Source organism: Hydrogenophaga sp. (assembly GCF_035481345.1).
Taxonomy (GTDB): Bacteria; Pseudomonadota; Gammaproteobacteria; order Burkholderiales; family Burkholderiaceae_C; genus Hydrogenophaga.
Genome location: NZ_DATIGV010000087.1, coordinates 1 through 25,798, shown reverse-complemented (window position 1 = coordinate 25,798; position 25,798 = coordinate 1). Strand labels below are relative to the sequence as shown.

27 protein-coding genes are annotated in these 25,798 nt (G+C 70.5%); 11 read left to right on the top strand and 16 right to left on the bottom strand.

Annotation, left to right across the window (positions count from 1 at the left end; translation table 11 throughout):
- Positions 1-70 precede the first annotated feature (70 nt).
- Genes VLG41_RS09575 through VLG41_RS09565 form a run of 3 tightly spaced genes read left to right on the top strand, consistent with a single transcriptional unit; the run spans position 71 to position 2,635 of the window.
- Positions 71-265 (top strand): hypothetical protein, encoded by a 195-nt coding sequence (locus tag VLG41_RS09575; protein WP_325349163.1) that lies wholly within the window; start codon positions 71-73, stop codon positions 263-265.
- Positions 258-1,604, top strand: a complete 1,347-nt coding sequence (locus VLG41_RS09570) for a putative O-glycosylation ligase, exosortase A system-associated (RefSeq protein ID WP_325349162.1) — start codon at positions 258-260, stop codon at positions 1,602-1,604. Before VLG41_RS09575 ends, VLG41_RS09570 begins: the two co-directional genes overlap by 8 nt.
- Positions 1,601-2,635 (top strand): glycosyltransferase family A protein, encoded by a 1,035-nt coding sequence (locus tag VLG41_RS09565; protein ID WP_325349161.1) that lies wholly within the window; start codon positions 1,601-1,603, stop codon positions 2,633-2,635. Before VLG41_RS09570 ends, VLG41_RS09565 begins: the two co-directional genes overlap by 4 nt.
- Before the next feature lie 25 nt (positions 2,636-2,660).
- Here VLG41_RS09565 and VLG41_RS09560 read toward each other — a convergent pair whose 3' ends face one another.
- Positions 2,661-4,100: an oligosaccharide flippase family protein gene (locus VLG41_RS09560; protein ID WP_325349160.1), complete on the bottom strand. Its 1,440-nt coding sequence runs from the start codon at positions 4,098-4,100 to the stop codon at positions 2,661-2,663.
- A 174-nt stretch (positions 4,101-4,274) separates the two neighbouring features.
- Here VLG41_RS09560 and VLG41_RS09555 point away from each other — a divergent pair, with 174 nt between their 5' ends.
- The 3 genes from VLG41_RS09555 to uvrC are packed head-to-tail and all read left to right on the top strand — an operon-like array spanning position 4,275 to position 8,460.
- Positions 4,275-5,138: a cupin-like domain-containing protein gene (locus VLG41_RS09555; RefSeq protein WP_325349159.1), complete on the top strand. Its 864-nt coding sequence runs from the start codon at positions 4,275-4,277 to the stop codon at positions 5,136-5,138.
- A 4-nt stretch (positions 5,139-5,142) separates the two neighbouring features.
- Positions 5,143-6,303 carry an acyltransferase gene (locus VLG41_RS09550; RefSeq protein WP_325349158.1) on the top strand — a complete coding sequence of 387 codons (1,161 nt, stop codon included), beginning with the start codon at positions 5,143-5,145 and terminating at the stop codon, positions 6,301-6,303.
- 27 nt (positions 6,304-6,330) lie between these two features.
- Positions 6,331-8,460: an excinuclease ABC subunit UvrC gene (gene uvrC / locus VLG41_RS09545; RefSeq protein ID WP_325349157.1), complete on the top strand. Its 2,130-nt coding sequence runs from the start codon at positions 6,331-6,333 to the stop codon at positions 8,458-8,460.
- A 37-nt stretch (positions 8,461-8,497) separates the two neighbouring features.
- Here the strand turns inward: uvrC and VLG41_RS09540 are convergent, their stop codons facing one another.
- Positions 8,498-9,094, bottom strand: coding sequence for a YqhA family protein (locus tag VLG41_RS09540; RefSeq protein WP_325349156.1), 597 nt, complete (start codon positions 9,092-9,094; stop codon positions 8,498-8,500).
- A gap of 152 nt (positions 9,095-9,246) precedes the next feature.
- Here VLG41_RS09540 and acs point away from each other — a divergent pair, with 152 nt between their 5' ends.
- The gene (gene acs / locus VLG41_RS09535) at positions 9,247-11,241 is read left to right on the top strand and encodes an acetate--CoA ligase (protein WP_325349155.1); all 1,995 of its coding nucleotides are present in this window, start codon (positions 9,247-9,249) and stop codon (positions 11,239-11,241) included.
- 51 nt (positions 11,242-11,292) lie between these two features.
- On the opposite strand, the gene VLG41_RS09530 is transcribed toward acs, so the two are convergent.
- The 4 genes from VLG41_RS09530 to smpB all read right to left on the bottom strand — a co-directional run bounded on the left by VLG41_RS09530 (position 11,293) and on the right by smpB (position 13,669).
- Positions 11,293-12,126, bottom strand: coding sequence for an anti-sigma factor (locus VLG41_RS09530; RefSeq protein ID WP_325349154.1), 834 nt, complete (start codon positions 12,124-12,126; stop codon positions 11,293-11,295).
- Positions 12,127-12,141: 15 nt separating this feature from the next.
- On the bottom strand, positions 12,142-12,678 hold the full coding sequence (locus tag VLG41_RS09525; RefSeq protein ID WP_325349153.1) for an RNA polymerase sigma factor: 537 nt from the start codon (positions 12,676-12,678) through the stop codon (positions 12,142-12,144).
- Between the two features lie 30 nt (positions 12,679-12,708).
- Positions 12,709-13,089 carry a hypothetical protein gene (locus tag VLG41_RS09520; RefSeq protein WP_325349152.1) on the bottom strand — a complete coding sequence of 127 codons (381 nt, stop codon included), beginning with the start codon at positions 13,087-13,089 and terminating at the stop codon, positions 12,709-12,711.
- Positions 13,090-13,186: 97 nt separating this feature from the next.
- Positions 13,187-13,669, bottom strand: coding sequence for an SsrA-binding protein SmpB (gene smpB / locus VLG41_RS09515; RefSeq protein WP_291020822.1), 483 nt, complete (start codon positions 13,667-13,669; stop codon positions 13,187-13,189).
- Between the two features lie 106 nt (positions 13,670-13,775).
- On the opposite strand from smpB, the gene VLG41_RS09510 reads away from it, so the two are divergent.
- Both VLG41_RS09510 and VLG41_RS09505 read left to right on the top strand, forming a co-directional pair.
- Positions 13,776-14,222, top strand: a complete 447-nt coding sequence (locus VLG41_RS09510; RefSeq protein ID WP_325349151.1) for a type II toxin-antitoxin system RatA family toxin — start codon at positions 13,776-13,778, stop codon at positions 14,220-14,222.
- Between the two features lie 3 nt (positions 14,223-14,225).
- The gene (locus VLG41_RS09505; RefSeq protein WP_325349150.1) at positions 14,226-14,561 is read left to right on the top strand and encodes an RnfH family protein; all 336 of its coding nucleotides are present in this window, start codon (positions 14,226-14,228) and stop codon (positions 14,559-14,561) included.
- Between the two features lie 51 nt (positions 14,562-14,612).
- Here VLG41_RS09505 and VLG41_RS09500 read toward each other — a convergent pair whose 3' ends face one another.
- Positions 14,613-15,167, bottom strand: coding sequence for a DUF4124 domain-containing protein (locus VLG41_RS09500; RefSeq protein ID WP_325349149.1), 555 nt, complete (start codon positions 15,165-15,167; stop codon positions 14,613-14,615).
- 142 nt (positions 15,168-15,309) lie between these two features.
- On the opposite strand from VLG41_RS09500, the gene guaB reads away from it, so the two are divergent.
- Complete coding sequence (gene guaB, locus VLG41_RS09495) at positions 15,310-16,779, top strand: IMP dehydrogenase (protein WP_325349148.1); 1,470 nt, start codon at positions 15,310-15,312, stop codon at positions 16,777-16,779.
- Between the two features lie 62 nt (positions 16,780-16,841).
- On the opposite strand, the gene hpxZ is transcribed toward guaB, so the two are convergent.
- The 9 genes from hpxZ to VLG41_RS09450 form a co-directional block, all read right to left on the bottom strand.
- Positions 16,842-17,261, bottom strand: a complete 420-nt coding sequence (hpxZ, locus tag VLG41_RS09490) for an oxalurate catabolism protein HpxZ (protein WP_325349147.1) — start codon at positions 17,259-17,261, stop codon at positions 16,842-16,844.
- Entirely contained in the window at positions 17,258-18,022 is a 765-nt protein-coding gene (locus VLG41_RS09485; protein ID WP_414652477.1) for an ABC transporter permease, read from the bottom strand. The genes hpxZ and VLG41_RS09485 overlap by 4 nt, the downstream gene beginning before the upstream one ends.
- On the bottom strand, positions 18,019-18,861 hold the full coding sequence (locus tag VLG41_RS09480) for an ABC transporter ATP-binding protein (protein WP_325349146.1): 843 nt from the start codon (positions 18,859-18,861) through the stop codon (positions 18,019-18,021). The genes VLG41_RS09485 and VLG41_RS09480 overlap by 4 nt, the downstream gene beginning before the upstream one ends.
- A gap of 25 nt (positions 18,862-18,886) precedes the next feature.
- On the bottom strand, positions 18,887-19,882 hold the full coding sequence (locus tag VLG41_RS09475; RefSeq protein ID WP_325349145.1) for an ABC transporter substrate-binding protein: 996 nt from the start codon (positions 19,880-19,882) through the stop codon (positions 18,887-18,889).
- The gene (locus VLG41_RS09470; RefSeq protein ID WP_325349144.1) at positions 19,869-20,432 is read right to left on the bottom strand and encodes a glyoxalase; all 564 of its coding nucleotides are present in this window, start codon (positions 20,430-20,432) and stop codon (positions 19,869-19,871) included. Before VLG41_RS09470 ends, VLG41_RS09475 begins: the two co-directional genes overlap by 14 nt.
- The gene (locus VLG41_RS09465; protein WP_325349143.1) at positions 20,429-21,640 is read right to left on the bottom strand and encodes an FAD-dependent monooxygenase; all 1,212 of its coding nucleotides are present in this window, start codon (positions 21,638-21,640) and stop codon (positions 20,429-20,431) included. The genes VLG41_RS09470 and VLG41_RS09465 overlap by 4 nt, the downstream gene beginning before the upstream one ends.
- Positions 21,641-21,678: 38 nt before the next feature.
- Complete coding sequence (locus VLG41_RS09460) at positions 21,679-23,121, bottom strand: amidase (protein WP_325349142.1); 1,443 nt, start codon at positions 23,119-23,121, stop codon at positions 21,679-21,681.
- On the bottom strand, positions 23,118-24,245 hold the full coding sequence (locus tag VLG41_RS09455) for a ring-opening amidohydrolase (protein ID WP_325349141.1): 1,128 nt from the start codon (positions 24,243-24,245) through the stop codon (positions 23,118-23,120). Before VLG41_RS09455 ends, VLG41_RS09460 begins: the two co-directional genes overlap by 4 nt.
- A 109-nt stretch (positions 24,246-24,354) precedes the next feature.
- Positions 24,355-25,260, bottom strand: a complete 906-nt coding sequence (locus VLG41_RS09450; RefSeq protein ID WP_325349140.1) for a LysR family transcriptional regulator — start codon at positions 25,258-25,260, stop codon at positions 24,355-24,357.
- Between the two features lie 148 nt (positions 25,261-25,408).
- Here VLG41_RS09450 and VLG41_RS09445 point away from each other — a divergent pair, with 148 nt between their 5' ends.
- Positions 25,409-25,633, top strand: coding sequence for a type II toxin-antitoxin system Phd/YefM family antitoxin (locus VLG41_RS09445; protein ID WP_291020828.1), 225 nt, complete (start codon positions 25,409-25,411; stop codon positions 25,631-25,633).
- Positions 25,634-25,798 lie beyond the last annotated feature (165 nt).

The window sequence follows — 25,798 nt, the reverse complement described above, 5'->3', positions numbered from 1 at the left end:
ACCCGCGACCGCTGGAAATCGAACTCAAGATGATCGGCCGCACGATCACCACGAACTGAAGCGAACCTGCATGGAAGCCCTCATCTTCATGTTCGACGTGGCCTGCATGACCTACCTGTGCTGGCGCGTCTACAAAATCGACCCGAAACACCCCAGGCCCGACGACCTGGGCTACTTCCAGTACCGCGTGCACGACGTCCACGCCCCGGCCGAGCCGCCGCCGGGCAAGGCCGATGGCCGGCGCAAGGAGCGTTCCGGTGCGTGACCTGTTCTTCGCCCTGGCCATGCTGGCCCTGGTGCCGCTGGCCTTCCTGCGGCCCTTCAACGCCTACATGCTCTGGGGCTGGACGTCCGCGATGATCCCCACGGGCTTCCTGTTCGGCTTCATGGCCAGCGCGCGCGTGAACTTCATCTTCGCCGGCATCACCCTGCTGCTGGTGCTGCTGCGCCGCGTGGATTGGAGCCAGTACCGCTTCAACTGGGCGGTCGCGCTCTACCTGGTCTTCCTGCTGCACGCCACCATCGCCTGGCTCACGGGCTACGGTGGCAACGGCAACAACGCCAAGTACTACGACATCCTCATGAAGGGCCTGATCTTCAGCATGCTCATGCCGATGTTCGTGCAGTCGCGCATGCACATCCACCTGATGCTGCTGGTGGTGGTCTTCGGCCTGGGCCTGCACGGCATGATCGAAGGGCTCAAGACGGTGGTGTCTGGCGGCTCGCACAACATGTACGGCCCGGCCGGCAGCATGCTCTACGACCGCAACCACCTGTCTACCGCCCTGGCCATGGTGCTGCCCATCGCGTACTACCTGTACCTGCACTCCGTGCACCGCTTCGCGCGCTGGGGCTTCCTGGCTTTGTTCGTGATCATCGTGCTGGCCATCATGGGCGGTGGTTCGCGTGGTGGTTTCGTCGCGCTGGCGGTGGTCGCCTTCTGGCTCATCCTCACCTCGCGCCACCGCTGGCGCACGCTGTTCATCGTGCTCGCGCTGGGCCTGCTGCTGTGGCAGTTCGTGCCCGACTCGGTGGTGTCGCGGCTGGAGACCATCGGCGAGGCCAACGAGGACGACTCCTTCATGGGCCGCGTGCACGCCTGGAAGATCAGCTCGGCGCTGGCGCTGGAGCACCCTTTCTTCGGCGGCGGTTTCCACGCGGTGCAGGTGCAGTACGTATGGGAGCAGTTCAAGACCGCCCCCAGCCTGCTGGACTTCCTCAACATGCCACCGCCCGAGTTCGTGCTGGCCAAGGCCGCGCACAGCGTGTACTTCGAGGTCTTGGGCGACCTGGGCTTCCTCGGCCTGTTCCTCTACCTGCTGATCTTCTCCATGCCGCTGCTGGCCCGCTTCTCGGTCAAGCGCATGGCCACGCGCCTGGGCCCCGACTACGTCTGGGCGCGCGACCTGGGCGACATGCTCATGCTCGCCGTCATGGCCTACCTGGTGGGTGGCGCGGCCGTGAGCGTGGCCTACCTCGAGGTGGCCTATCTCATGGTCATGCTGATGGCTGTGCTGCAGGTGCACCTGCGCCAGCGCCTGAGCGAGCACGAGCGCGCGCTGGCCCGCGCGGGGCGCGCCACGCTGGCGGGGAGCGTCGCGTGAGCGATGTACGGCTGCCCGAAGGCGCCCGCACCGCAGCCGCGGGCGGCGCTTCACCAGCGAGTCGGGCCGCGCCGACGGTCTCGGTCATCATGCCGGCGTGGAACGCCATGCGCTACATCCACGCCGCGATCGACAGCGTGCTCTCCCAGTCGTACCAGGACCTCGAACTCATCGTCATCAATGACGGGTCGAGCGACGGCGACTACGCCGCGCTCGAGCGCATCGACCCGCGCGTGCGCGTGATCGACGGCGCGCGCGGCGGCGTCTCGCGCGCGCGCAACCTCGGCATGGCGCGGGCGCACGGGCGTTACTTCGCTTTCATCGACGCCGACGACCTGTGGGTGCCTGGCAAGCTGCAGATGCAGGTGGACTACCTGGAGGCCCACCCGGACCTCGGCATCGTGTTCGGCGAGATCCACCGCTGGCGCCCGAGCCCCGACGGCGCCTGGCCCGATCCCCGCGCGCACTTTCCCGACGCCCAGACCCTCGCGCAACCCAACCCCGACTGGCATGGCTGGATGTACACCCGCATCCTCATGGGGTGCACGCTGGGCATGATCACGCCGCTGATGCGCCGTGAGGTGTACCAGGCGGCTGGCGGTTTCGACGAAAGCATGGAGCGCGGCGAGGACTACGATTTCTGGCTGCGCTGCTCGCGCCACGCGCGCATCCAGGGCTTCTCGGCGGTGATGGCGATCTACCGCATCCACCCCGCCAGCGCGATGCACAAGATGATCGAGCGCAACCACCTGGCCGAGCTGCTGGAGCGCGCCCGCGAACGCTGGGGACTGAGCGACCCGGATGGGCGCCAGTTGCCCCGCTTGCACTACCGCTACCGACTCGGCCGCGCACATTTCGACCACGGCTACACCCACTTCTGGTCGGGCGACCCGGCCGTCGCGGCGCGCGAATTCGCCCAATCCTTCCGCCGCGGCTGCCTGATGCACCGCGCGGCCGCCTTCTGGGTGCTGAGCCAGTTCAAGCGCCTGCGCCGCGCCACCGCCGCGCCGGGCCCAATCGAACGCAGCTGAGCGCCTCGCCAACGGCCGGCGCCGCTCAGGCGCGGCTCTGGCGCCAGCGCACGAACAGCGTGCGCAGCTCCTCGTACACCGGCAAGCCGAACAGCCGCAGCAGCAGCGCCCAGCCGATCGCCGCCGGCAGGCCCAGCGCCAGCAACATGGCCCAGGCCGGCAGCGGCGGCAGCACCCATTTGAGCGCGAGCATGCTGAGCAGCAGCGTCAGCGTGAGGCCCACCACCGGCGCGGCCATGGCCAGCCAGCGCAAGGGCGCGACGCCGAGGTAGCGGTACTGGATCCACAGTCCCATCGGCACGGTGAGCACCTGCGCCGCCACCATCGCCTCGGCGAAGCTCTGCAGCGTGCCGTCGAACAGCAGGACGATGAACACCGCCTTGAGGCCCAGCAGCAGCAGCATGGGCAGGCCGGCCACGTAGGGCTTGCCGATGCCCATGAGCGCCGCCGGTACGAATGAGAACAGCACGCCCAGGCCGGCCGAGACGCACAACCAGGGCACGGCCACGGCGCTGGGCAGCCACTTGGCGCCGTAGAGCAGGTAGATCACCTCGTTTGCCAGGAGAGCCGTCATGGCCATGGCTGGCAGCAGCAGCGTGGCCAGGTACGAGGTGACGCGGCAGACCTCGGCCGCCACGTCGCCCTGACCGTGGTGCAGGCGCGCCATGTAGGGCAGGGCGAAGTAGTTCACCGCCGGCATGACGCCGCTGCTGGCGATGTTGATGGTGGAATTGGCCTTGCTGAAGAAGCCCACGTTGGCGGGCGTGCTCAGCCGACCCAGGGCGATGTCGGGGATGGCGTTGTCGATCGCCGTCAGGGCCGAGGTGGCCATGGCGCCGACGCCGAAGTTGGCCACATGGCCCCAATTGCGCACGCCCGGGATCCAGGGTGTCTTCGTGGTGGAGAGCAGGCGCACCGCCACGATGTGGGTGGCGATGTTGACCAGGCTTGCCCAGGCCATGGTCATGTGCCCGAAGCCCTGCAGCGCCAGCACGATGGACACCGTGAAGTAGCAACTGAACGCGAACAGCCCGGCCTTGGCGGTGCGCACCACCTCCATGTTGCGCACCAGGATGGCGCCGGGCAGGGCGCCGAAGGGGATGAGCACGAAGCCCATGGCCAGCACCTTCACCACGTGTTCCACGCGCGGCTCGCCAAAGAAGCCGGACCACAGCGGCGCGCTCAGGAACATGACCAGCGCCATCGTCCACGAGGTGCACATCACCACGCCCAGGGCGGAGCGCAGGGTCTCCTCGCTCAGTTCCTTCTGCCGCTTGATGAAGGCGGTGACGCCGAAGTCGCGAAACAGGTGGGCCACGGCCACCAGCACCGCGCTCATGGAGTAGACGCCGATGTCGTCCGGGTCGAGCAGTCGGGCCAAGACCATGCTGAGCACCAGGTGCCCGGCGACTTCTGCGTTGCTGAAGACGAGCTGGAAACCGAATTTCTTGCGGGTGGAGTTCACGCGCTGCCTTGGGTGTGTGCGAAACCCGGCATTCTGCGGGAACCCGGGGCGGTACCCCTAGGCAGGGGGGCGGGTGGCGAGCAGAATGCCGCAAAACACCCGCCAGCAGAGGCGCGGATGCGACGGGCAAGGCTTGAAGGGGAATGTGGCCGTGGGGCCGCAGGAGGATTCGGCATGCTGCGCTGTTTCGATGACGGTGTCGACGCGTCGCTCGTCGACCGGGGCTCGTTCGTCTGCGGCCACAAGCTCATGGGGCACCCGGCCCTGACGCTGGAGAGCCTGTGCCGGGTGCTGCCCCGGCTGCCGCCGGGGCAGGTGATGTACGCCACGCGGCGCCTGGCCACCGGGGACAACTTCGAGAAGACCTTCCGGCAACGCCCGCTGGACCGCTCGGTCGCGGAGACCATCGAGACCATCCGCGAGTCCGACAGCTACATCATGGTCAACTCGCCGCAGGTGGACGCGAGCTTCGCGGAGATCTACCAGGACCTGATTCACGACGTCGAGTCCCTCATGTGGGAGCGCGGCGTGGGCGACAAGGCCATCTCGCCCAAGCTCTACCTGTTCATCGCCTCGCCCAACAGCGTGACGCCGTTCCACATCGACCGCTACTCCACCTTCCTGATGCAGTTCCGGGGCAGCAAATGGGTCACCGTGTCCGACCCCTGGGATGAGCGCGTGGTGACGTCGCCCGACCGCGAGAACTACGTCTCCTACGTGAGCACCCAACTGCCCTGGACGCCCGAAAAGGATGGCGTCAGCACGCGATACTGGTTCGAGCCCGGGCAGGCCCTGCACATCCCCTTCGTGGCCGGTCACCACGTGCACAACGGGCCCGACGATGTGTCGATCTCCCTGTCCATCATCTTCAACACGCCCCAGACCGTGGACTGGCGCGATGCGCTCAACTTCAACCAGCGGGCGCGCAAGGTGCTGCGGCATGTGGGCCTGGGGCCGGGTACGGTGGGCGTGAACCCCGGCCGCGACGCACTGAAAGCCAAGGCTTGGCGAACATGGGCCGGCTGGCGTGGATACTGAGCGCATGCCCGTCGCCAGCCCACCCGCCACCGCCACCACCCTCTCCCCATCTCTGTCGATCTGGCTCGACCTGTGCCGCGTGCTGGCCGCCCTGGCGGTCTACGTGGGCCATTCGGTCGTGCTGGGCCTGGCGCCCGAGTCCCTGTCGCTCACCTGGCACCGCTCGGCCGACGACGCGGTGATCGCCTTCTTCGTCATCTCGGGCTTCGTCATCGCGCACAGCACGCGCTCGCGCCACGGCAGCGCGGGGCATTACGCGCTGGCGCGGGTCTCTCGCATCTACTCAGTGGCCATTCCCGCCGTGCTGCTGGCCCTGCTGCTCGACACCATCGGCCTGCGCATCGGCCCCGAGGCCTACGCGGGCTATGCCTGGCAGTACCCCCACGCGGCGCTGGTGCCGCCGTACCACTGGCTGTTCCTCGGTGAGGGCTGGTTCGGTTCCTGGCAGCCCTTCAGCATGGAGCCGTACTGGTCCCTGGCCTACGAGGTCTGGTACTACGCGCTCTTCGGCGTCTTCGTCTACGCGCGGGGCTGGTGGCGCTGGCCGCTGCTCCTGCTGGTGCTGGGTTTCATGGGGCCGGCCGTGCTGATGCTCTTGCCGGTGTGGTGCCTGGGGGTGTGGCTCTGCCGCCACCTCGGCACGCTGCCGCCGGCCCGCTGGCGGGCGCGCGGGCTGATGCTGCTGTGCGCGCTGGCGTACGCCGCGTTCTTCCTGTCGGGCGCGCGCCAGGCCGGCGATGGGGCCTCCCGCGCGTTGTACGCCGCCGTGGCCGCGGTGGCACCGTTCCCCTTCGCGCCGGGCTCCACGGTGCACGTGCTGTCCGACTACGTGGTAGGGGTGCTGTTCGCGGGCTTCGTCGTGGGTTGCGCGGGGGCCGAGTGGCGTTTCTCCGAGCGCGCGGGGCGGCTGATCCGCTGGCTGGCGGACCGTACGTTCAGCTTCTACCTCATCCACTTCAGCCTGCTGGTGCTGGCGCGCGCGGCCGGTGTGTCGGCCCCGGGCTGGGCCGGCTACACCGCGCTGCTGGCCGGCGTGCTGCTGGTCACCTGGGCGCTGGGGCAGATGGGCGAGCAGCGCCGCGAGGCGTACCGCGCCCTGTTCCGCCGCCTGGGGCGGATCGCCCGCCGCGGGCTGGGGGCCGTGGTGCCGCGCCTGCGGCTCTGACGCAAGCGGGGCGCGACAATACGCTGCATGTCAGAGGCGCATTCCGACCAATTGCTCAGCGAAGTGGCCGCGCTGCCAGGGCTGCCGGGCGTGTACCGCTATTTCGATGCCCAGGGCCAACTGCTCTACGTGGGCAAGGCGCGCAACCTGAAGAAGCGCGTCTCCAGCTACTTCCAGAAGAACCACGACGGCACGCGCATCGGCCACATGGTCAGCCGCATCGCGCGGCTGGAGACGACGGTGGTGCGCAGCGAGGCCGAGGCCCTGCTGCTCGAGAACAACCTCATCAAGACGCTCAACCCGCGGTTCAACATCCTGTTCCGCGACGACAAGAGCTACCCCTACCTCAAGATCACCGGCACGCGCGAGGCCCAGCGCCCGCTGACCGGGCGCGTGCCCAGCGCGTCCACGCTGTTTCCGCGCATGGCCTACTACCGGGGGGCGGTGGACAAGCGCCACAGCTACTACGGCCCATACCCCAGCGCCTGGGCGGTGAAGGAGTCCATCCAGCTCCTGCAGAAGGTCTTCAAGCTGCGCACCTGCGAGGACACGGTCTTCGCCAACCGCACGCGGCCCTGCCTGCTGTACCAGATCAAGCGCTGCAGCGGGCCCTGCGTCGACCTCATCGACCAGACCGACTACCTGAACGACGTGGCCAACGCCGAGCGCTTCCTGCGCGGTGAGACGCAGCAGGTGCTGCAGATGCTGGAGCAGCGCATGCTGGCGCACAGCGAGAAACTGGAGTTCGAACAGGCGGCCGAGATCCGCAACCAGATGAGCGCGCTGTCGCGCGTGCTGCACCAGCAGAGCATGGAGGTCGGCAACGACCAGGACGTGGACGTGCTGGCCGTGAAGGTGCAGGGCGGGCGCGCCTGCGTGAACCTGGCCATGGTGCGCGGTGGTCGCCACCTGGGCGACCGGCCGTACTTTCCCGCGCACGTGGAAGACGCCAGCGCCATCGAAGAGCAACTGGCGGGCGCGGCCGATGCGGCCGACGGCCCCGAAGGCGCCCCCGCGGACGTGGCCGAGCGCGGCACCGTGGCCGAGTCCGACCGCACGGCGGTGCGCGTGCTGGAGGCCTTCATCGCCCAGCACTACCTGGGCGCGCCCATGCCGCCGGTGCTGGTCACCAGCCACGCGGTGGGCAAGGCGCTGCTCGACGCCCTGTCGGAACAGACCGGCCAGAAGGTGCACGCCGTGCACAACCCGCGCGAGCACCGCCGCCGCTGGCTGGAGATGGCGCAGAAGAACGCCGGCATCGCCTTGATGCGGCTGCTCTCCGAAGAAGGCAGCCAGCAAGCCCGCACCCGCGCGCTGGCCGAGGCGCTGCAACTGCCCGACGACGAACTGGAGGCGCTGCGCATCGAGTGCTTCGACATCTCGCACACGGCGGGCGAGTCCACGCAGGCGTCCTGCGTGGTGTTCGAAGGGCACAAGCTGCAGAACAGCCAGTACCGGCGCTACAACATCGACGGCATCACGCCCGGCGACGACTACGCCGCCATGCGCCAGGTGCTGACGCGGCGCTACGGCCGCATCGCCGAGGCGCTGAAGGCCGAGTCGGGCGACACGGCCTTGCCGGCGGGCACGGAGGTGGCGGTGGCCGTGGAGGCCGAGGGCGCCGACCCGAACGAGCTGTTGCGCGGCCCTGAGGAATCGGCGATCGCCGAGGCCCGCTCGGCCGCCGAGATGCCCGCCGCCGGGCCGCGGATGCCCGACATCGTGCTCATCGACGGTGGCAAGGGCCAGGTGGGCGTGGCGCGCGAGGTCTTCCAGGCGCTGGGCCTGGACCTGGCCTGCATCGTCGGCGTGGAAAAGGGCGAGGGCCGCCGGGTGGGCCTGGAGGAACTGGTGTTCGCGGACGGGCGCGCCAAGGTCTACCTGGGCAGCGATTCGGCCGCGCTGATGCTGATCGCCCAGATCCGCGACGAGGCGCACCGCTTCGCCATCACGGGCATGCGCGCGCAGCGCGCCAAGGTGCGGGTGGGGGCGAGCCAGCTGGAAGACATCCCGGGCGTGGGGCCCAAGAAGCGGGCGCGGCTGCTGCAGCGCTTCGGCGGGGTAAGGGGCGTGGCGTCGGCCAGCGTGGAAGACCTGGCCACGGTGGAGGGGATCTCGGATGAACTCGCGGACGCGATCTACCGGGCCCTGCACTGAGCCCTGCTGGCGTTCCCGTTCCCGTTCCCGCTCGTGATCAGTGATCGCGCGAGGGCGCCGACATCAGCTTGTCCGCCAGCGCGATGGCCAGCGCGCTGAACAGGAAGGCGATGTGGATCAGCGTCTGCCACATCAGCACTTTCACCTCGTAGTTGCCGGCGTTGATGAAGGTCTTGAGCAGGTGGATGGAGCTGATGCCGATGATGGCCGTGGCCAGCTTCACCTTCAGCACGCTGGCGTTCACGTGGCTCAGCCACTCGGGCTGGTCGGGGTGGTCCTCCAGGTGCATGCGGCTCACGAAGGTCTCGTAGCCGCCCACGATCACCATGATCAGCAGGTTGGAGATCATCACCACGTCGATCAGCGCCAGCACCACCAGCATGATGATGGTCTCGTTCAGCGCGGTCGGCGCCACGTCGCTCTTGTAGCCGATGCTGCCCACCAGCTTGGCCAGCGCCGCCTCGCTGCCAAAGGCGGCCTCGATCAGGTGCACCAGCTCCACCCAGAAGTGGAAGACGTAGATGGCCTGCGCCGCGATCAGGCCGATGTACAGCGGCAACTGCAGCCATCGGCTGGCGAAGATCAGGTTGGGCAGGGGGCGGATCGGGCGGGCGGCCTTGAGGGGGTCGGTCATGGTGGGGCGCAATCAAAAAAGCGGCACCGACTAGGGCACCGCGAGCGTCGGTTATTGTAGGAGCCTTGCCCCCGTGTCAGTTGGCCGTAAGTGCCCGTGCGCACAGTGCCGCCGGCCCGTATTTCCAGCACAACAGCCGAGGAGACATCCGCATGTCATCGCCTTCGTCGTCGATCGAATCCGTCCTGGTCGAAAACCGGGTGTTCGAACCCAGCGCCGCCACCGTGGCCGCCGCCCGCATTGCCGGCATGCAGGCCTACGAGGCCCTGTGCGCCGAGGCCGACAAGGACCCCGAGGCGTTCTGGGCGCGCCTGGCCAGGGAACACCTGGTGTGGCAGAAGCCCTTCACGCAAACGCTGGACGCCAGCGACAAGCCCTTCTACAAGTGGTTCCAGGACGGCCAGCTCAATGCCTCGGCCAACTGCCTGGACCGCCACATCGGCACCCCGGTGGAGAACAAGACGGCGATCGTCTTCGAGGCCGATGACGGCGCGGTGACGACCATCACCTACAAGGAACTGCTGGCCAGGGTCTCGCAGTTCGCCAACGCGCTCAAGGCCCGCGGCGTGAAGCAGGGCGACCGCGTGGTCATCTACATGCCCATGACCATCGAGGGCGTGGTGGCCATGCAGGCCTGTGCGCGCATCGGCGCCACGCACAGCGTGGTGTTCGGCGGCTTCTCGGCCAAGGCCCTGCAGGAGCGCATCCAGGACGCGGGCGCCGTGGCCGTGATCACCGCCAACTACCAGATGCGCGGCGGCAAGGAGTTGCCGCTCAAGGCCATCGTCGACGAAGGCATCGCCATGGGCGGCTGCGAGTCGATCAAGACCGTCATCGTGATGCAGCGCACCGCCACCGCCTGCCACATGGTGGCTGGCCGCGACATCACCTGGGCCGAGGCCATTGCCGGCCAGGGCACCGATTGCCCGCCGGCCATGGTGGGCGCCGAGCACCCGCTGTTCGTGCTCTACACCTCCGGCTCCACCGGCAAGCCCAAGGGCGTGCAGCACAGCACCGGGGGCTTCCTGCTGTGGGCGCGGCTCACCATGCTCTGGACGTTTGATCTGAAGCCCGAGGACCTGTTCTGGTGCACGGCCGACATCGGCTGGATCACCGGCCACACCTACGTGGCCTACGGCCCGCTGGCCGCCGGCGCCACGCAGGTGGTGTTCGAGGGGGTGCCCACCTTCCCGCACGCCGGGCGCTTCTGGCAGATGATCGAGAAGCACAAGGTCAGCATCTTCTACACCGCGCCCACGGCGATCCGCTCGCTCATCAAGGCGGCCGAGGGCGACGAGAAGGTGCACCCGAAGAACTGGAACCTGGACAGCCTGCGCCTGCTGGGCTCGGTGGGCGAGCCCATCAACCCCGAGGCCTGGATGTGGTACCACCGGCACGTGGGCCACGAGCGCTGCCCCATCGTGGACACCTTCTGGCAAACCGAGACCGGTGGCCACGTCATCACCCCGCTGCCGGGCGCCACGCCGCTGGTGCCGGGCTCGTGCACGCTGCCGCTGCCGGGCATCGCCGCGGCCATCGTCGACGAGATGGGCAACGACGTGCCCAACGGCGCGGGCGGCATCCTGGTCATCAAGAAGCCCTGGCCGTCGATGATCCGCACCATCTGGGGCGACCCGGAGCGCTTCAAGAAGAGCTACTTCCCGCCCGAGCTCAAGGGCTACTACCTGGCCGGCGACGGCGCGGTGCGCAGCCCAGACCGTGGCTACTTCCGCATCACCGGTCGCATCGACGACGTGCTCAACGTCTCGGGGCACCGCATGGGCACGATGGAGATCGAATCCGCCCTGGTGGCCAAGACCGACCTGGTGGCCGAGGCCGCCGTGGTGGGCCGTCCCGACGACCTCACGGGCGAGGCCATCGTGGCCTTCGTGGTGCTCAAGCGCGCGCGCCCGACAGGCGAAGAGGCCAAGGCCATCGCCAAGCAGTTGCGCGACTGGGTGGGCAAGGAGATCGGCCCCATCGCCAAGCCCAAGGACATCCGCTTCGGCGACAACCTGCCCAAGACACGCAGCGGCAAGATCATGCGCCGCCTGCTGCGCGCCATCGCCAAGGGCGAGGCGATCACGCAGGACGTGTCCACGCTGGAGAACCCGGCGATCCTGGATCAACTGGCGGAAAACAACTGAAGTGCCCACGCCCCCGACGTGGGGCGGCGCGGCGCAGGACGGCTCACCGGCTCAGATCTGCCGGTACACCGCCTCGGCCAGCGCCATCAGCGCCTCGCGCGACAGCGGGCCGCTGAGCGCGTAGCCGAAGCCCTGATCCACCCAGTAGAAGGCGGGCACAGGGCCTTGCGGCGCGAAACGGAAGGCGGTTTCGCGGCCGGCGCCGGCGGGCGCGGCCGGTGAATCCGGCTCCACCGCGCCGAGGTACAGCGTCAGGCGTTGCCCCTCGGCGTTCTGGAACATGAACTGCGCGCGGGCGCCGGCCTCGCCGGGCAGCAGCCGCCCGCCCACGAGGGCGTAGCCCTGGGGCTGCAGGTCGGGCACCTTCAAGGCCCGGCCCGTGCGGCGCGACAGCCACTGCACCAGGTGCTCCTGTTCGGTGGCGGCCACCTCCACGGGGTGGCGTTTCTCGGGCGAGTACACCGCATGGGCCAGCGCCGCGTCGCGGGCGAAGGCGGGCAGGGTGGTGGCCGGGCCGCGCGCGATCGGCCGGGCGTCATCCGGCAAGGCCCATTGGCCGTGCGCGAGCCAGCCCGCGCCAAAGGCCAGCAGCACGCCCGCGGCCAGGCCGCCCCAGCGCCACCAGCGCTCGCCGCGCTGGCGGGCGTCGCTGACGCGTCGGGTGGCTTCCAGCAGGGAAGGAGGCAGCGGCTCGTCGAGCAGTTCGCCGTGCAGGCCGCGCAGGGCCTCGCGCTGCGCCTGCCACGCGGCCAGGCGCTCGCGGGCGGCGCCGTCGTGGGCCAGCCGCGCTTCAAGGGCCGCGCGTTCGGGGCCGCTGGCCTGGCCGTCGACCAGGGCGCTGATCTCGGCGTCGCTCAGCGGCTGAAAGGAAGAGGGGGTGTCCATGGCAGTGGGGCGGCGCTATTTCAGCCGCTTCAGGTGCGGGGATGGCGGGGCAGCGTCCGCCTGGGGACCGGCCGCGGGGGCGTTCATGAGCGCCTGCAACCGCGTGCGCGCCTGCGACAGGCGCGACATGACGGTGCCGATCGGCGCGCCGGTGATGCGGGCCACCTGCGCGTAGCTCATGTCCTCCAGGCTCACCAGCAGCAGCACGGCGCGCTGCTCCTCGGGCAGGCGCAGCAGGCAGCGCTGCAGGTCCAGCGCCAGGTCCTGCGCGGCCTCGGGCGCCGCCAGTTCGGCGGCCGCGTCCTCGATGTCCACCGCCGTGAAGGCGGCTGAGCGCCGCGTCTGCCGGCGCAGGCCGCTCACGTGCAGGTTGTGCATCAGCGTGAAGAGCCAGGCCCGCAGGTCGCTGCCCACGGCCCACAGCCGCCACTTCCCGCAGGCGCGCTCCAGGGTGTCCTGCACCAGGTCGTCGGCGGCCCAGGCGTCGCCGCACAGGGCGCGCGCGTAACGGCGCAGCGCGGGGATCTGGGCGACCAAATCGGGTGGGTTCATCGAGGGGGCCGGCCGACGGGGCTTGCCGGTTCAGGGCTTCACGGTGCGCCAGGCGTTGTTGAAGCCGTCGCCGGTCTTGTCGCCGGGTTTGGTGTCGCGCACCCAGTAGTACAGCGGCTTGCCCTTGAAGGCCCATTGCTTCGCGCCGTCGTCGCGCGTGACGATGCTGTAGTCGCCCGAGGCCTTGTCGCTGGCGGTGGCCATGAAGGGCGGCCAGTTGGTGGCGCAGGGCCCGTTGCAGACCGACTTGCCACTGCCGGCCATGTCGCGGTCGAAGGTGTACAGCGTCATCTGGTTGGGGCCGACGAGCACGCCGTCGGCGACCTTGGCGGGCGAGTGGTGCCGGGCGTGCATCGAAGCGCAGCCCCCGAGCAGGGCGGTGGCCAGGGCAATGGGCAGCAGGAATTTCATGGCGCGTTCTCCAGGGTGGATGGTGGCGCAGAGCAGGACACTCTGCACCGGGATGAACGCCCACGGCCGGCGGTCTATTCCCGACCGCCGCAAATATTCAGCGCTGCCGGTCCTTCATCGCCCGCTCCACCTCGCGCTTGCCCTCGCGGTCCTTGATGGTGTTGCGCTTGTCGTGCTCGCCCTTGCCCTTGCCCAGCGCGATCTCGCACTTCACCCGGCCGCCTTTCCAGTGCAGGTTCAGCGGCACCAGCGCGAAGCCGCGCTGCTCCACCTTGCCGACCAGGCGGTCGATCTGCGCCTTGTGCAGCAGCAGCTTCTTGGTGCGCGCCGACTCGGCGCTCACGTGCGTGCTGGTGGTGCGCAGCGGGTTGATCTGGCAGCCGATGAGGAACAGCTCGCCGTCGCGGATGACGACGTAGCCGTCGGTGAGCTGGACCTTGCCCTCGCGCAGGGCTTTCACTTCCCAGCCCTGCAGCACCATGCCCGCCTCGTAGCGTTCTTCGATGGCGTAGTTGAACAGCGCCTTCTTGTTCTCGGCGATGCGGCTGTCGCCGGGCTGGTGTTTGCTGGAGGTGGACATAAGGGAGAACGTGGGGGCGATCAGCCCGGACGACAAGGGCGCCTAGAATCAAAGCGGCCTGTCGCGGCGCCCGCGGGCGTGGTGGCCGCGCGGGACCGGCGATTGTATGAAAACCATTCACAAGTCCGTGCTGTTGTGGCACAGCGCCCACGAGATGTTCGCGCTGGTCACCGACGTGCAGCACTACCCCCAGTTCCTGCCCTGGTGCGACCGCACTGAAGTGCTGGAGCGCACGGCCGACGGCATGGTGGCCCGCGTGGGCATGTCCATCGGCGGCCTTCAGCAGGGTTTCACCACCCGCAACACCCACGTGCAGGACCGCGAGGTGCACATGGAGTTGGTGGATGGCCCGTTCTCGCAGCTCGATGGCGTGTGGAAGTTCCTGCCGCTGGGTGACGGCTCGCAGCGCGCCTGCAAGGTGGAATTCACCCTGCGCTACGGTTTTTCCAGCGCGGCGCTGGCCGCTGTGGTGGGCCCGGTGTTCGACCGCATCGCGGGCAACCTGGTCGATGCCTTCGTCAAGCGCGCCGATCAGGTCTACGGCACGGACTGAGCCATGCGCGTGACCCTGTTGTACGCCAGCGCACCGCGCACGGTCCACGAGGTGGAGCTGGACTTGCCCGACGGCGCCACCGCCCGGGATGCCGTTCGCGCGGCGGGCTGGCCGCAGCGCTATCCCGACACCGCGTCGCCGGATGAAGCCTTGAGCCTGGCCGTCTGGGGCCGCCGCTGCGAGCCCGATCAGGCCCTGCGCGACGGCGACCGGCTGGAGTTGCTGCGCGGCTTGCGCGTGGACCCCAAGGTGGCGCGGCGCGAGCGCTTCGCGGGGCAGGGCGCGCGCGGTGCGGGTCTGTTCTCCAAGCGCCGGCCCAACAGCAAGGCCGGGTACTGAAAAACGAAACCGGCCCAGAAGGCCGGTTTCAGGGCTGGCTGCGTGCGCCAGTCACTGTGGCGCCGACCCGCAGTCGCTGTTGATGATCTGCTGCAGGCGCTGCGTTTCGCTGGCGCGGCGCGTATCGTCCATGATCTCGCGCTCGCCCTTGGCGTTGGTGACGGCCATGCGCTGGCCGGAATCGAGCGAGGCCTTGCTGCGCTTGGCGCGCTCGCAGTTGTCGGCCCGCGCGCGCGCCACGCGCTCGGCCTCCTGCTTCTTCTTCGCTTCCTCGGCGGCCTCGGCTTCCTTCTTGCGGGCCTCGAGTTCCTTGTCGACGCCCGGGGCCGCCGGGGCGGCCGGAGCGGCCGGTGCCCCTGGCGCGCCGTTGGCCGCCGGCGTGGCCGGTGCCGTCGTGGGCGCGGTGGCCATGGGCGCGGTGCTGCCAGGGCGCTTGAGGATGTTCTTGTCGGGGATGCTGGCCGGCGGCGCGGTGTCGCTGAAGACCTTGCGGCCGGTGTTGTCGATCCATTGCCACTGGGCCAGGGCCGGGGCGGCCATCGCGGCGCAGAGCGCCAGGGCGCCCAGTGAGCGCAGGGCGAGGGGGGCGAAGGGGGTGTTGGGCATCCGGCCAGTGTATGCCTGGGGTCGCGCGGGATGTCGATGCCCGCCGCCGAAGCGATGCCCTCAGGCAACGGACGGCGCATGTCCTGAGCCGCCGGGGGCCCTTGGGGGCCACGTTTACAATCCGCTTTTTGGAGACCCCTTCATGCGCCTCCTCGGCAACGCGCTCACCTTCGACGACGTTTTGCTGGTGCCCGCGTACTCCCAGGTCCTGCCCAAGGACACCTCGCTGGCCACCCGTTTCTCCCGCAACATCCAGCTCAATCTGCCCCTCGTGTCCGCCGCCATGGACACCGTCACCGAGGCCCGCCTGGCGATCGCCATCGCCCAGGAAGGCGGCATGGGCATCATCCACAAGAACCTCACGGCCGCCGAGCAGGCCGCCCAGGTGGCCAAGGTCAAGCGCTACGAAAGCGGCGTGCTGCGCGACCCGGTGGTGATCTCCTCCGACACCACGGTGCGCCAGGTGATGAAGCTGTCCGACGAGCTGGGCGTCTCCGGCTTCCCCGTGGTGGATGCGGGCAAGGTGGTGGGCATCGTCACCGGGCGCGACCTGCGCTTCGAGACCCGTTACGACCTGCCGGTGCGCGAGATCATGACCCCGCGCGAGCGCCTCATCACCGTGCCCGACGGCACCACGCCGGGCGAGGCCAAGGTTCTGCTCAACAAGCACAAGCTCGAGCGCCTGCTCCTGGTCAACGACGCCTTCGAGCTCAAGGGCCTGATCACGGTGAAGGACATCACCAAGCAGCTCAACTTCCCCAACGCCGCGCGCGACGCCGCCGGCCGCCTGCGCGTGGGCGCGGCGGTGGGCGTGGGCGAGGGCACCGAGGAGCGGGTCGAGGCGCTGGTGAAGGCCGGGGTGGATGCCATCGTGGTGGACACCGCCCACGGCCACAGCCGCGGCGTGATCGAGCGCGTGCGCTGGGTCAAGCAGAACTACCCGCAGGTGGACGTGGTCGGCGGCAACATCGCCACCGGCGCGGCCGCGCTGGCGCTGGCCGAGGCCGGTGCCGACGCGGTCAAGGTCGGCATCGGCCCCGGCTCCATCTGCACCACCCGCATCGTCGCTGGCGTGGGCGTGCCTCAGATCATGGCCGTGGACAGCGTGGCCACCGCACTGCAGGGCAGTGGCATTCCCCTCATCGCCGACGGCGGCATCCGCTACAGCGGCGACATCGCCAAGGCCATCGCGGCCGGCGCCAGCACGGTGATGATGGGCGGCATGTTCGCCGGCACCGAAGAGGCGCCGGGCGAGGTCATCCTCTACCAGGGCCGCAGCTACAAGAGCTACCGCGGCATGGGCTCCATTGGCGCCATGCAGCAGGGCAGCGCCGACCGCTACTTCCAGGAAAGCAGCACCGGCAACCCCAACGCCGACAAGCTCGTGCCCGAAGGCATCGAGGGCCGCGTGCCCTACAAGGGCTCGGTCGTGGCCATCCTGTTCCAACTGGCCGGCGGCGTGCGCGCCAGCATGGGCTACTGCGGCTGCGCCACCATCGAGGACATGAAGGAGCGCGCCGAGTTCGTGCAGATCACGGCGGCCGGCATGCGCGAGAGCCACGTGCACGACGTGCAGATCACCAAGGAAGCGCCGAACTACCGGGCCGACTGAACGGCTTCGCGCCGCGGCAGGAACGCCCCTTCGCAGGGGCGTTTTTCATGCTGCCTCGGTGTTCAGGCCATCAGGCTCACATGGGCCGAGACGACGCGCCAGCCCTCGGGCATGCGCACCCAGGTCTGGCTCTGGCGGCCGACGCGATCGCTGCCCTCGCGGCGGAACTCGATGTTGGCAACGGCCATGTCGCGGCCGAAGCTGGTGACCTGGCGCGCCGTCACCGTGCGCGCCAGGCCCGCGCTCGGGCGCGCCTGGCGAAAGGCCTGGATGGCCTGGTAGCCGTAGAGGTTCTCCCCGGCGCCATAGCGCAGGGTCAGCGGCGAGTTCCAGAACAGCTCGTCGAGCACGGCCACGTCGTTGCCGACCAAGGCCTTTTCATACGCGTCGAAGGCGGCATTGACCTCGGCGAGGACCTCGGGGCGGTTGATGTCGGTGATGTCGGCGGTATCGGTCATGGGCAAGGTGATGGAGGCATTCATTTGCCGCCCCAGTGGACGAAGCGGCGTTCGGCGATCAGGAAGAGCAGGTTCATGGCGTAGCCCAGCGCGCCCGCGGCGAAGATGGCCGCGTACATCTCGGGCATGTCGAACACCATCTGGGCGGTCATCACGCGCTGGCCCAGGCCGTCGGTGGAGCCGATGAACATCTCGGCGACGATGACGATCACCAGCGCCAGGGAGATGCCCGAGCGCATGCCCACGAAGACCTGCGGCATGGATTCCAGCAGGGTCACGTCGGTCAGGACGCGCCAGCGCGGCGCGCGCATGACGCGGGCGGCGAGCTGGCGCTGCTTGCGCGCGCCCATCACGCCGTAGGCGACGTTGAACAGGATCACCAGCGCTGCGCCGAAGGCCGCCACGGCGATCTTGGTCTTCTCGCCGGTGCCGAAGATGACCAGGAACAGCGGGAACATGGCCGAGGCCGGCGTGGAGCGGAAGAAGTCGATGGCGAACTCGATCGACTCGTACAAGCGCTGCGAGGCGCCGAGCACGATGCCCAGGGGCACGGCCACCACCAGCGCGATGGCGAAGGAGCCGAGCGTGCGCACGATGGTCTTGCCGAAGTCCGCGCCCAGGGTGCCCTCGGTCATGCCGGACCAGAAGGCCCGCCCCGCCTCCAGGGGCGAGGGCAGCAGCACCGGGTCGACCAGTTGCACCGCATGGATGACGGCCCAGCCGGCGATCAACAGGAACACGCCCAGCAGCGGGCGCAGGCGCTTGAGCCAGGCTTGAGCGTTCATGCGCGCACCTCTCGCTGAAAGACTTCCAGGGCCCGGGTCTTGGTCTGCACGAAGCCGGGGGTGACGGTGGTGTCCACGCTGCGCGGGCGCGGGGCGTCGAAGACGAGCCGCTCGGCCACGCGCGTGGGGCGCTTGGTGAGCAGCAGCACCTCGTCGGCCAGCAGCACGGCCTCGTCGAGGTCGTGCGAGACGAGCAGGGTGGTGACCTCGCGCTCCTTGAGCACCTTCTGCAGGATGCCGCGCAGGAACATCACCATCTCGTAGTCCAGCGCGGAAAACGGCTCGTCGAGGAACAGCACCTCGGGCTGCACCACCAGGGCCCGCATGATGGACACGAGCTGCTGCTGGCCGCCGGACATCTGGTACGGATAGCGGTTCAGGTCGAAGGAGACACCGAAGCTGTCGACGACCTGATCGAGCAGGGCCTGGCGTTCGGCCTTGCCCAGGTCGAGGAACTGCAGCGGGTAGCGGATGTTGTCGATCGCGCGCATCCAGGGGAACACGGCTTCGCGGTAGTTCTGGAAGACGTAGCCGATGCGCGTGTCCCGCGCCTCCTTGCCCTCGAACAGGATCTGGCCGCCGTCGTAGGGCAGGATGCCGGAGATCATGTTGATCAGGGTGCTCTTGCCGCAGCCGTTGGGGCCGAACACCGAGGTGATCTTTCCCTTGGGGATGTCGAGGTCGAAGCCTTCGTAGACGGTGACGCCGTCGAAGCGCTTGGTGAGGCCGCGCACGGTGATGTGCGTGCCGACCGGGTACCAGCGGTGCGCCGTCTCGGCGGGTGCGCTGCTGCCCGGGGTGGGAGAAGGGAAGGTGTCCATCGATGGCATCACGCGCATGGGGGTGCTCCGTCGGGGCGTTCGCTCAGAAGGCCTTGACCAGGGCCTTGCCGTCGACCTTGTCCTTGATGACGCCGAACTCCACGCCCAGGTCCAGGAATTTCTGGAAGTCGGCCACGTCGGCGGGCGCCAGGTCCTTGGCCATCACGATGCGCGGCAGGGGCACGGTGGCGGCCAGCTCGGGTGGCACCTTCATGCCGGCGATGAGGTAGCCGCGCGTGCTGCTGTCGCTCTGCGCTTCCTTCACGCCGCGCGCCCAGGCGGCGGCGAAGCGCTTGGCCACGTCGGGGCGTTCGCTCACGAACTTGTCGGCCAGCACCGCGCCGGCCGCGAAGGCGCTGGCGTTTTTGTTGCCCAGCAGGTGGGTGGCGATGACGCCCGTCTCCACCCGCTTGCCGATCTTCTGACCGACCATGATGGTGGCGGCCGGCTCCAGGGTGTAGCCGCCGTCGAAGGTGCCCGCCTGCAGCACGCTGGCGTGCAGGTTGATGGGTTGTTCCTGGATGCTGAAGTCGCTGCCTTCCTTCAGGCCCACGGTCTTGAGCACGGCGCGCGCCGCGCCGATGTTGGCCGGGCCCGGGGCCGAGAACAGCTTGATGCCGCCCTTGAAGTCCTTGAGCGATTTCGCCGGGTGGGCGGCGCGCACCACGAACTGCTCGATCACGTGCGCGCTGTTCTGCCCGTTGAGCGAGATGTACTTCAGCGTGTTGGCGCGGCGCGATTCCATGTTGGCGCCTTCCAGCGTGACCAGGTTGGCCGCGCCGTCGATGTTGCCGGCAACGATGGCCTGCACGGTGAGCGGGTGGCTGGTCACGGGCACCTCCTCCACCTCCAGCCCGGCTTCCTTGAAGTAGCCGCGGTTCTGCGCGATGTAGAAGGGCAGCGCGGCGCTGGAGGGGAACACGCCCAGGCGGACCTTGTCCGCCGCATGGGCCAGGGGGGCCAGGGGCAGCAGCGCGGTGGACAGGGCCAGGGCGGCCAGGCCCTTGGCGGCGAGGGACAGGAATTCAGCGCGTGGCATGGCGGGTTTCTCCGTGGAATGACAAAAGGGTCTGCCGGGGGTAGGCCGGCGCGTGGAAGAACGATTGGCCCGCGCGGTAGACGCGGCCCTCGGACATGTCGGGCGCTGCGCCGGCTTCGGCGGCGCCCTCGAAGGTGAGTTCGAGCTGCACGCCGCTGGGGTCGTAGACGAACAGCTGCCACAGGGTGGTGCCGGGCACCAGGAACTCGCGCCAGTCCAGCCCGGCGCGCTGCAAGCGCGCGCGGTAGGCGTGGTAACCCACGCAGGCGAGCGAGAGGTGGTCGATGGCGGCGGTGCCGGCGGGCACCTGGTCCAGCCCGCCCAGGGCCGGGCCGCCGGCGTAGACGTGCACGATGGCTTGGCCGCCGGGCTGCGGGCAGGCCAGCCAGGCGCCGGGGTAGCCGAAGTCGGGCCGCGCCACCTCGCGCAGGCCGATCACGCCGCACCAGAAGGCGCGCGTGAGGGCCAGGTCGGCGGTCTTGATCGCCAGGTGGAACAGGCCCAGCGTCAGCGCGCCGTCGCTGCCGGCGGCTGCGGCGGGCGGATTCATGCGCGCTCCCCGAGCGCGACGTCGCGGAACAGGCGCGAGAGCTCGCCGATGAAGGGCGCCTCGGTTTTCCAGCGCGCGCCGGCCACCGGGTCGGCGCCCTGCAACAGGGTGTCGGTGGCGCGCACCGACAGGTCCATGGCGAAGCGGATGCGCTCGCGCCGCGCGGCCTCGATGGCCTGGAGCCAGGGCCGCACCGCCAGGCGCTGGTCGCGCACCGCGGCCTCGATCAGCATCGCCGCGCAACTGGCGTCTTCCATGGCCTGCGTGGCGCCCTGACCCAGCGTGGGCGCCATGCCGTGCGCGCTGTCGCCCAGGTAGAGCACCTGCCGCTCGGGCTCGGCGAAGCGCGGCTCGGACTCCTGCATGCGCGCCCAGTGCGCCTCGCCGGCCTGGGCGCACAGGGCGTCCACCAGCCAGCGCACCGCGGGCGAGGCCTCGCGGCCTTCGGGCAGGAAGGCGCGGCGCATGGCCTCGGGCGTCTTCCAGTCCTCGGGGATGGGCGCGCCGGCGTCGATGGGGTAGGTGCCGGCGATGTAGATGTGGCCCGGCGGCACGCGAAACGCCAGCAGGCGGTGGTGGCGGTTGAACCACTGCTCGTAGTCGTCCACCAGGCCGCCGCTGCGGTCTTCCACCAGCACGCGCAGGATGGCGACGCCGACGTGGCGCGCCTCGGGCAGGCCGGAGAAGGCGGCGCGCGTGGCCGAGTAGCGGCCGTCGGTGCCGATGAGCAGGTCGATGCCGTCCAGGGTGTGGTGCTGGCCGTTCTGCGTCCAGGCCACGCGCGTGCGCTGCCGGTCGCGCGGGTCGGGGCCGATGGCGCTGACCTCGCAGCCGTAGCGGATGGCCGCGCCCGCGCCCTGGCGCAGGATGCGGTAGAGCTCGGACCAGCGGATGCGGATGCCGGCGTTGTCGGCCACGCGCGCCAGCGGCAGGTCGAACAGCAGCGTGCCGTCGGCCAGCGAAGTGCGCCAGCTCTGCCAGGGCAGGCTCTGGGCGCAGACCTCGGCGGCCAGCGCCGGGTCGCAGGCGCGCAGCGCCTTGATGGCGTTGGGTCCGACGTTGAGGCCGGTGCCGGCCTCGCTGTGGTCGTCGGGCGCCACGCGCTCCAGGCAGGTGACGTCCAGGCCGGGCAAGGCCGACAGGCGCCGGGCCAGGATGGCGCCGGCCACGCCAGCGCCGAGGATGAGGACTTTTCGTGGGGTGGTCATGGGCAAGGTGTCGGGTGACTAGCAGGATCAGGACCAGATCAGCAACAGAGGGGCCAGCGCGGCGTTTCGCCCGCGTCCCGCGCGGCGGATTCCCACTGCAGGCCCAGGGCCAGCACGGTGGCGTCGCTGTCGGGCGGGCCCACCAGTTGCACGCCCACGGGCAGCGGCCCCACCGCACCGGCGGGCAGGGCCAGCGCCGGCAGGCCGAGCGCGTTGGCGAAGGCGGTGAACACGGCGTGGCCGCGCCCGTCCACCGGCTGGCCCGCGATGCGGGGCGGGTGGCTGTCGGCGGCGGGCCAGGGCAGGGCGGCCGAGCAGGGGCTGAGCACGGCGTCGTGCGCGCGGAACACCTCGGCCAGCGCGCGGCGCAGCCGGCGCACCACGGCCATGGCCTCGCACAGGTCGGTGGCGCGCCAGGCCTGGCCGCGCGCGAACATCTCGGCCAGGGCGGGGCCCAGTTGCTGCTCGGCCCCGGGCCTGTCGCGCAGCACGCGCACCAGGCCGGTGGTGCTGATGACCGGCCAGGCCTGCTGGTTGAAGGCCTGGACCTCGGCCGGCGCCTCGCACACGTCCACCGTGTGGCCGAGCGCGCGCAGCCGCTCGATGGCGGCGTCCAGCCGCTGCAGCACGGCCGCGTCCACCGGGCTGCCGGCGACGTGGCGCCAGCAGGCGATGCGCTGGTGCGCGGGCGCCGCCGGTGCCGGCCAGTCGCCGGGCCGTGCGCCACCGATCACACCCATCGCGAGCTGCAGGTCGCTGGCGCTGCGCGCGATCGGGCCGATGACCTCCATCTCCGGCAGCAGCTCGGGCAGGCCATGTTCGCGCGGCACGGTGTGCGTGCCCGCCTTGAAGCCGTAGAGCCCGGTGTGGCCGGCGGGGCGGCGGATTGAGCCGCCGCCGTCGGTGCCCAGGGCCAGGGCGCCCACGCCCGCGGCCAGCGCGGCCACGGCGCCGCCGCTGGAGCCGCCGGGCGTGAGCGCCAGGTCCCAGGGGTTGCGGGTGAGGCCGGTGAGCGGGCTCTCGGTGTAGCCCTGCAGGGTGAACTCGGGCACCGTGGTCTTGCCCAGGATGACGGCGCCGGCCTGGCGCACGCGCGCCACCGGTGATTCGTCCTGGTCGGGCACGTGGTCCTGGTAGACGCGGCTGCCCCAGCGGCAGGGCAGGCCGGCCACGGGGATGTTGTCCTTCACCGTGAGCGGCACGCCATCCAGGGCCGACAGCGGGCGGCCCTGGTGCCAGCGCGCGGCGCTGGCCTCGGCGGCCCGGCGCGCGCCCTCGCGGTCGACCCAGGCCAGGGCGTTGATGCGCGGCTGCACCGCGTCCAGGCGGTCCAGGTGGGCGTCGAGCACCTGCACGGGCGACAGCGCACCGGCGCGGTAGGCATCGCCCAGGGCCTGCACGCCCAACTGCCACAGGGCGGGCGCGCAGCCGGCCGACGCGGTCGGCGCGGCGGACACGGTGGCCGAGCGGGTCGTGTTCATGCGGCGGCCTCCGCGATGACCGCGATCAGCCCGCCGCCGTCGGGCCCCTGGTGCTCCGCGCCGCCCGACACGAAGATGCGCCCATCGCCCAGCGCCCCGGCCACCAGGCCGCCCACGGCGGCCCGGATGTGGCGCTGGGCGTTGATGTCGGTGTCGTCGAGCATGGTGTGGCGCGCGCCGCGCACCTGGCCGCGGCGGTCCGGCTCGCACTTCACCAGGGCGGCGGCCACACGGGCGCGGTCCTGTGCACCAAGCTGGGGCGTGGCCTGCAGGCCCAGGCGCGTCAGCACGCGCGCGATGGCCGGCAGATCGAGCGCGTCGGCCATGGGCTCGCAGGCCATGCGCAAGGGGCCGCGCCAGTGCGGGCTGTGGCCCAGCAGCACGACCTCGTTGGCCTCGACCTCGACGCCGGTGGACACGCTGGCGCGCGCGCACCAGAGGTCGAAGCGCGACAGCAGCGCCGGCTCGAGCGACGGGTCGTCGGCCAGTTCACCCAGGGCCAGCGCCACGCCGAAGGCGCCGGCCGCGCGCGACAGGGCCATCGAGCGGTTGGGGTCGGCGCTGGCCACGGACTGCCCGGCCGCCAGCGCGGCGGCGGCGCGGGCGGCGGTGACGCAGGGGCCCTTGAGTTGCACGAAACGCACCTCGGTCGGGTCGTCGATGCCGGCGTCCTGCATGGCCGCGCGCACGGCGGCGGCCACGGCGCGCACCTGGGCCCAGCGGCCGATCTCGCTGGCCGGCATGGGCGGGCTGAAGGCGCGGCCGATGGCCAGGGCCGGGCCGGCCGGCGCGTCGGCCGCGGCCGCGCCGCGCAGGAACACGCAGTAGTGCGGCGACAGCACCCCCTCGGTGCCGCCCGAGAGCACGCAGGGCAGCTCGCGCTGCAGCTCGGCCGGCGCGCGCCCCAGGCGCTCGCCCAGCAGGTGCATCAGGCTCTGGGTGAAGTAGCCGCGCGTGAAGTCGTTGACGCCGCCGTTGCCCTCGGTCTTGCCGATCACCGCCACGACGTCCTCGGCGCGCACGCGGCCGGCGTCGAGCAGCGCCGCCAGGGCGGACAGGTCGCCGGGGTGGGCCATGGACAGGCGCAGGACCTGGAGCTGACGGGGCGCGGTGGGGCGGGGCATGGGCGCAGTATCCGAAGCGGCACTGCGCACGAGAAGCTCAATGTTTCGCTCATGGCGAGCGAAAAATGTGTGCGCTCGGGCCGGCGCCGCCGGCCGCGCGCACACCGGCTCAGGGCGTGATTTCGGCGATGCGCCCGACCAGCAGCTCGATGAAGGACAGGGTGGCGATCGGCAGGCGGCGGCTCTCGCGCACCGCCAGCACCAGCTCGCTGCCACTCAGGGCCGGGTCGGTCAGCGGGATGGAGACCAGCTCGCCCCGGCGCGCCTCCTGCAGCGTGCCGATCTGGAACTGGAAGCTGATGGCGCCGGTCTGGCGCGTGAACTCCTTGAGCAGTTGCACCGTGCTGGCCTCCACCAGCGGGCGCATCGACAGGCGCGAGCGGCTGATCACCGCGTCGAGCAGGCGGCGGCTGCCGAAGGAGCGGTCGCCCAGCGCCACCGGATAGGGCTGGCAGTCGGCCAGGCGCAGGCTCTCGCGCCCGGCCAGGGGGTGGTCCGGGCGCAGCATGGCGCACAGGGGCTGGTGCAGGCGGCTGATCACGCGCAGGTCGTCGCTGGGCGTGGGGTCGTGCACCAGCACCAGCTCCACCTCGTCCTGCTCGAGCAGGCGCACGAGCTGCTGCGTGACGCCCGACACCACCTGGAACTGCACCCCCGGGTGCTGGCCCTGGTACTGCACGACGGCGCTGGGCACCAGGTCCGTGGCCACGGATTCGGCGCAGCCCAGGCGCACCGTGCCGCGCACCAGGCCGCGCAACTGGCCGATCTGCGACTGCGCGGAGCGCAGGTCGGCCAGCGAGCGGCGCACCGTGTGCACCAGCACCTCGCCCGCGGCCGTCAGGCGCACGCCGCGCGGCAGGCGCTCGAACAAGGGCGTGCCGGCCTGTTCCTCCAGCTCCAGGATCATGCGGTTGAGCGCCGTGGAGGCCACGTGCAACTGTTCGGCCGCCTTGCGGATGGAGCCGGCGCGGGCGACGGCATCGAGGTAGAGGTAGGCGCGGGGTGGGTGGAGCATGGCTGGGCAGGGCGTATGCAAGAGGCCCGCCAGGCGCGCCGCGCTCACCCGCCGGGCCGCCCTGCTGCGAAATTCTGGTCCATAAATCTCTGGTCCATAAAGACTGATTTCTGGCACAATGCCGGGTTTTCCAGCCGCCGCACCCGCCATGCTGTCCGTCCCCATCCACCAGGCCAAAGGCCAGCTGTCCGAGCTGATCCGGGCGGCGGAGCAAGGCGAGCAGGTGGTGCTCACGCGCCACGGCAAGCCGGTGGTGCGCCTGGTGGCCGAGGTCGCCGGCGTCGATGAGGCCGAGCGCGAGCGCGTCTCGGCTCAGGCCCTGGCGGACCTGCGCGCCTTTCGCGCCGCCTGGTCGGCGGAGGACACGCCATGAAGCCGTGGGTGATCGACACCAGCGTGGCCCTGGCCTGGCTGATCCCCGAGCACCAGCACCCGCGCTGCGACGAGCACTACGGCCGCGCGCGCGGCCAGGCCGGGCTCTACCACGCCCCGGCGCTGTGGCACTGGCAGGTGGGCCAGGCCCTGCTGCTGGCCTGCC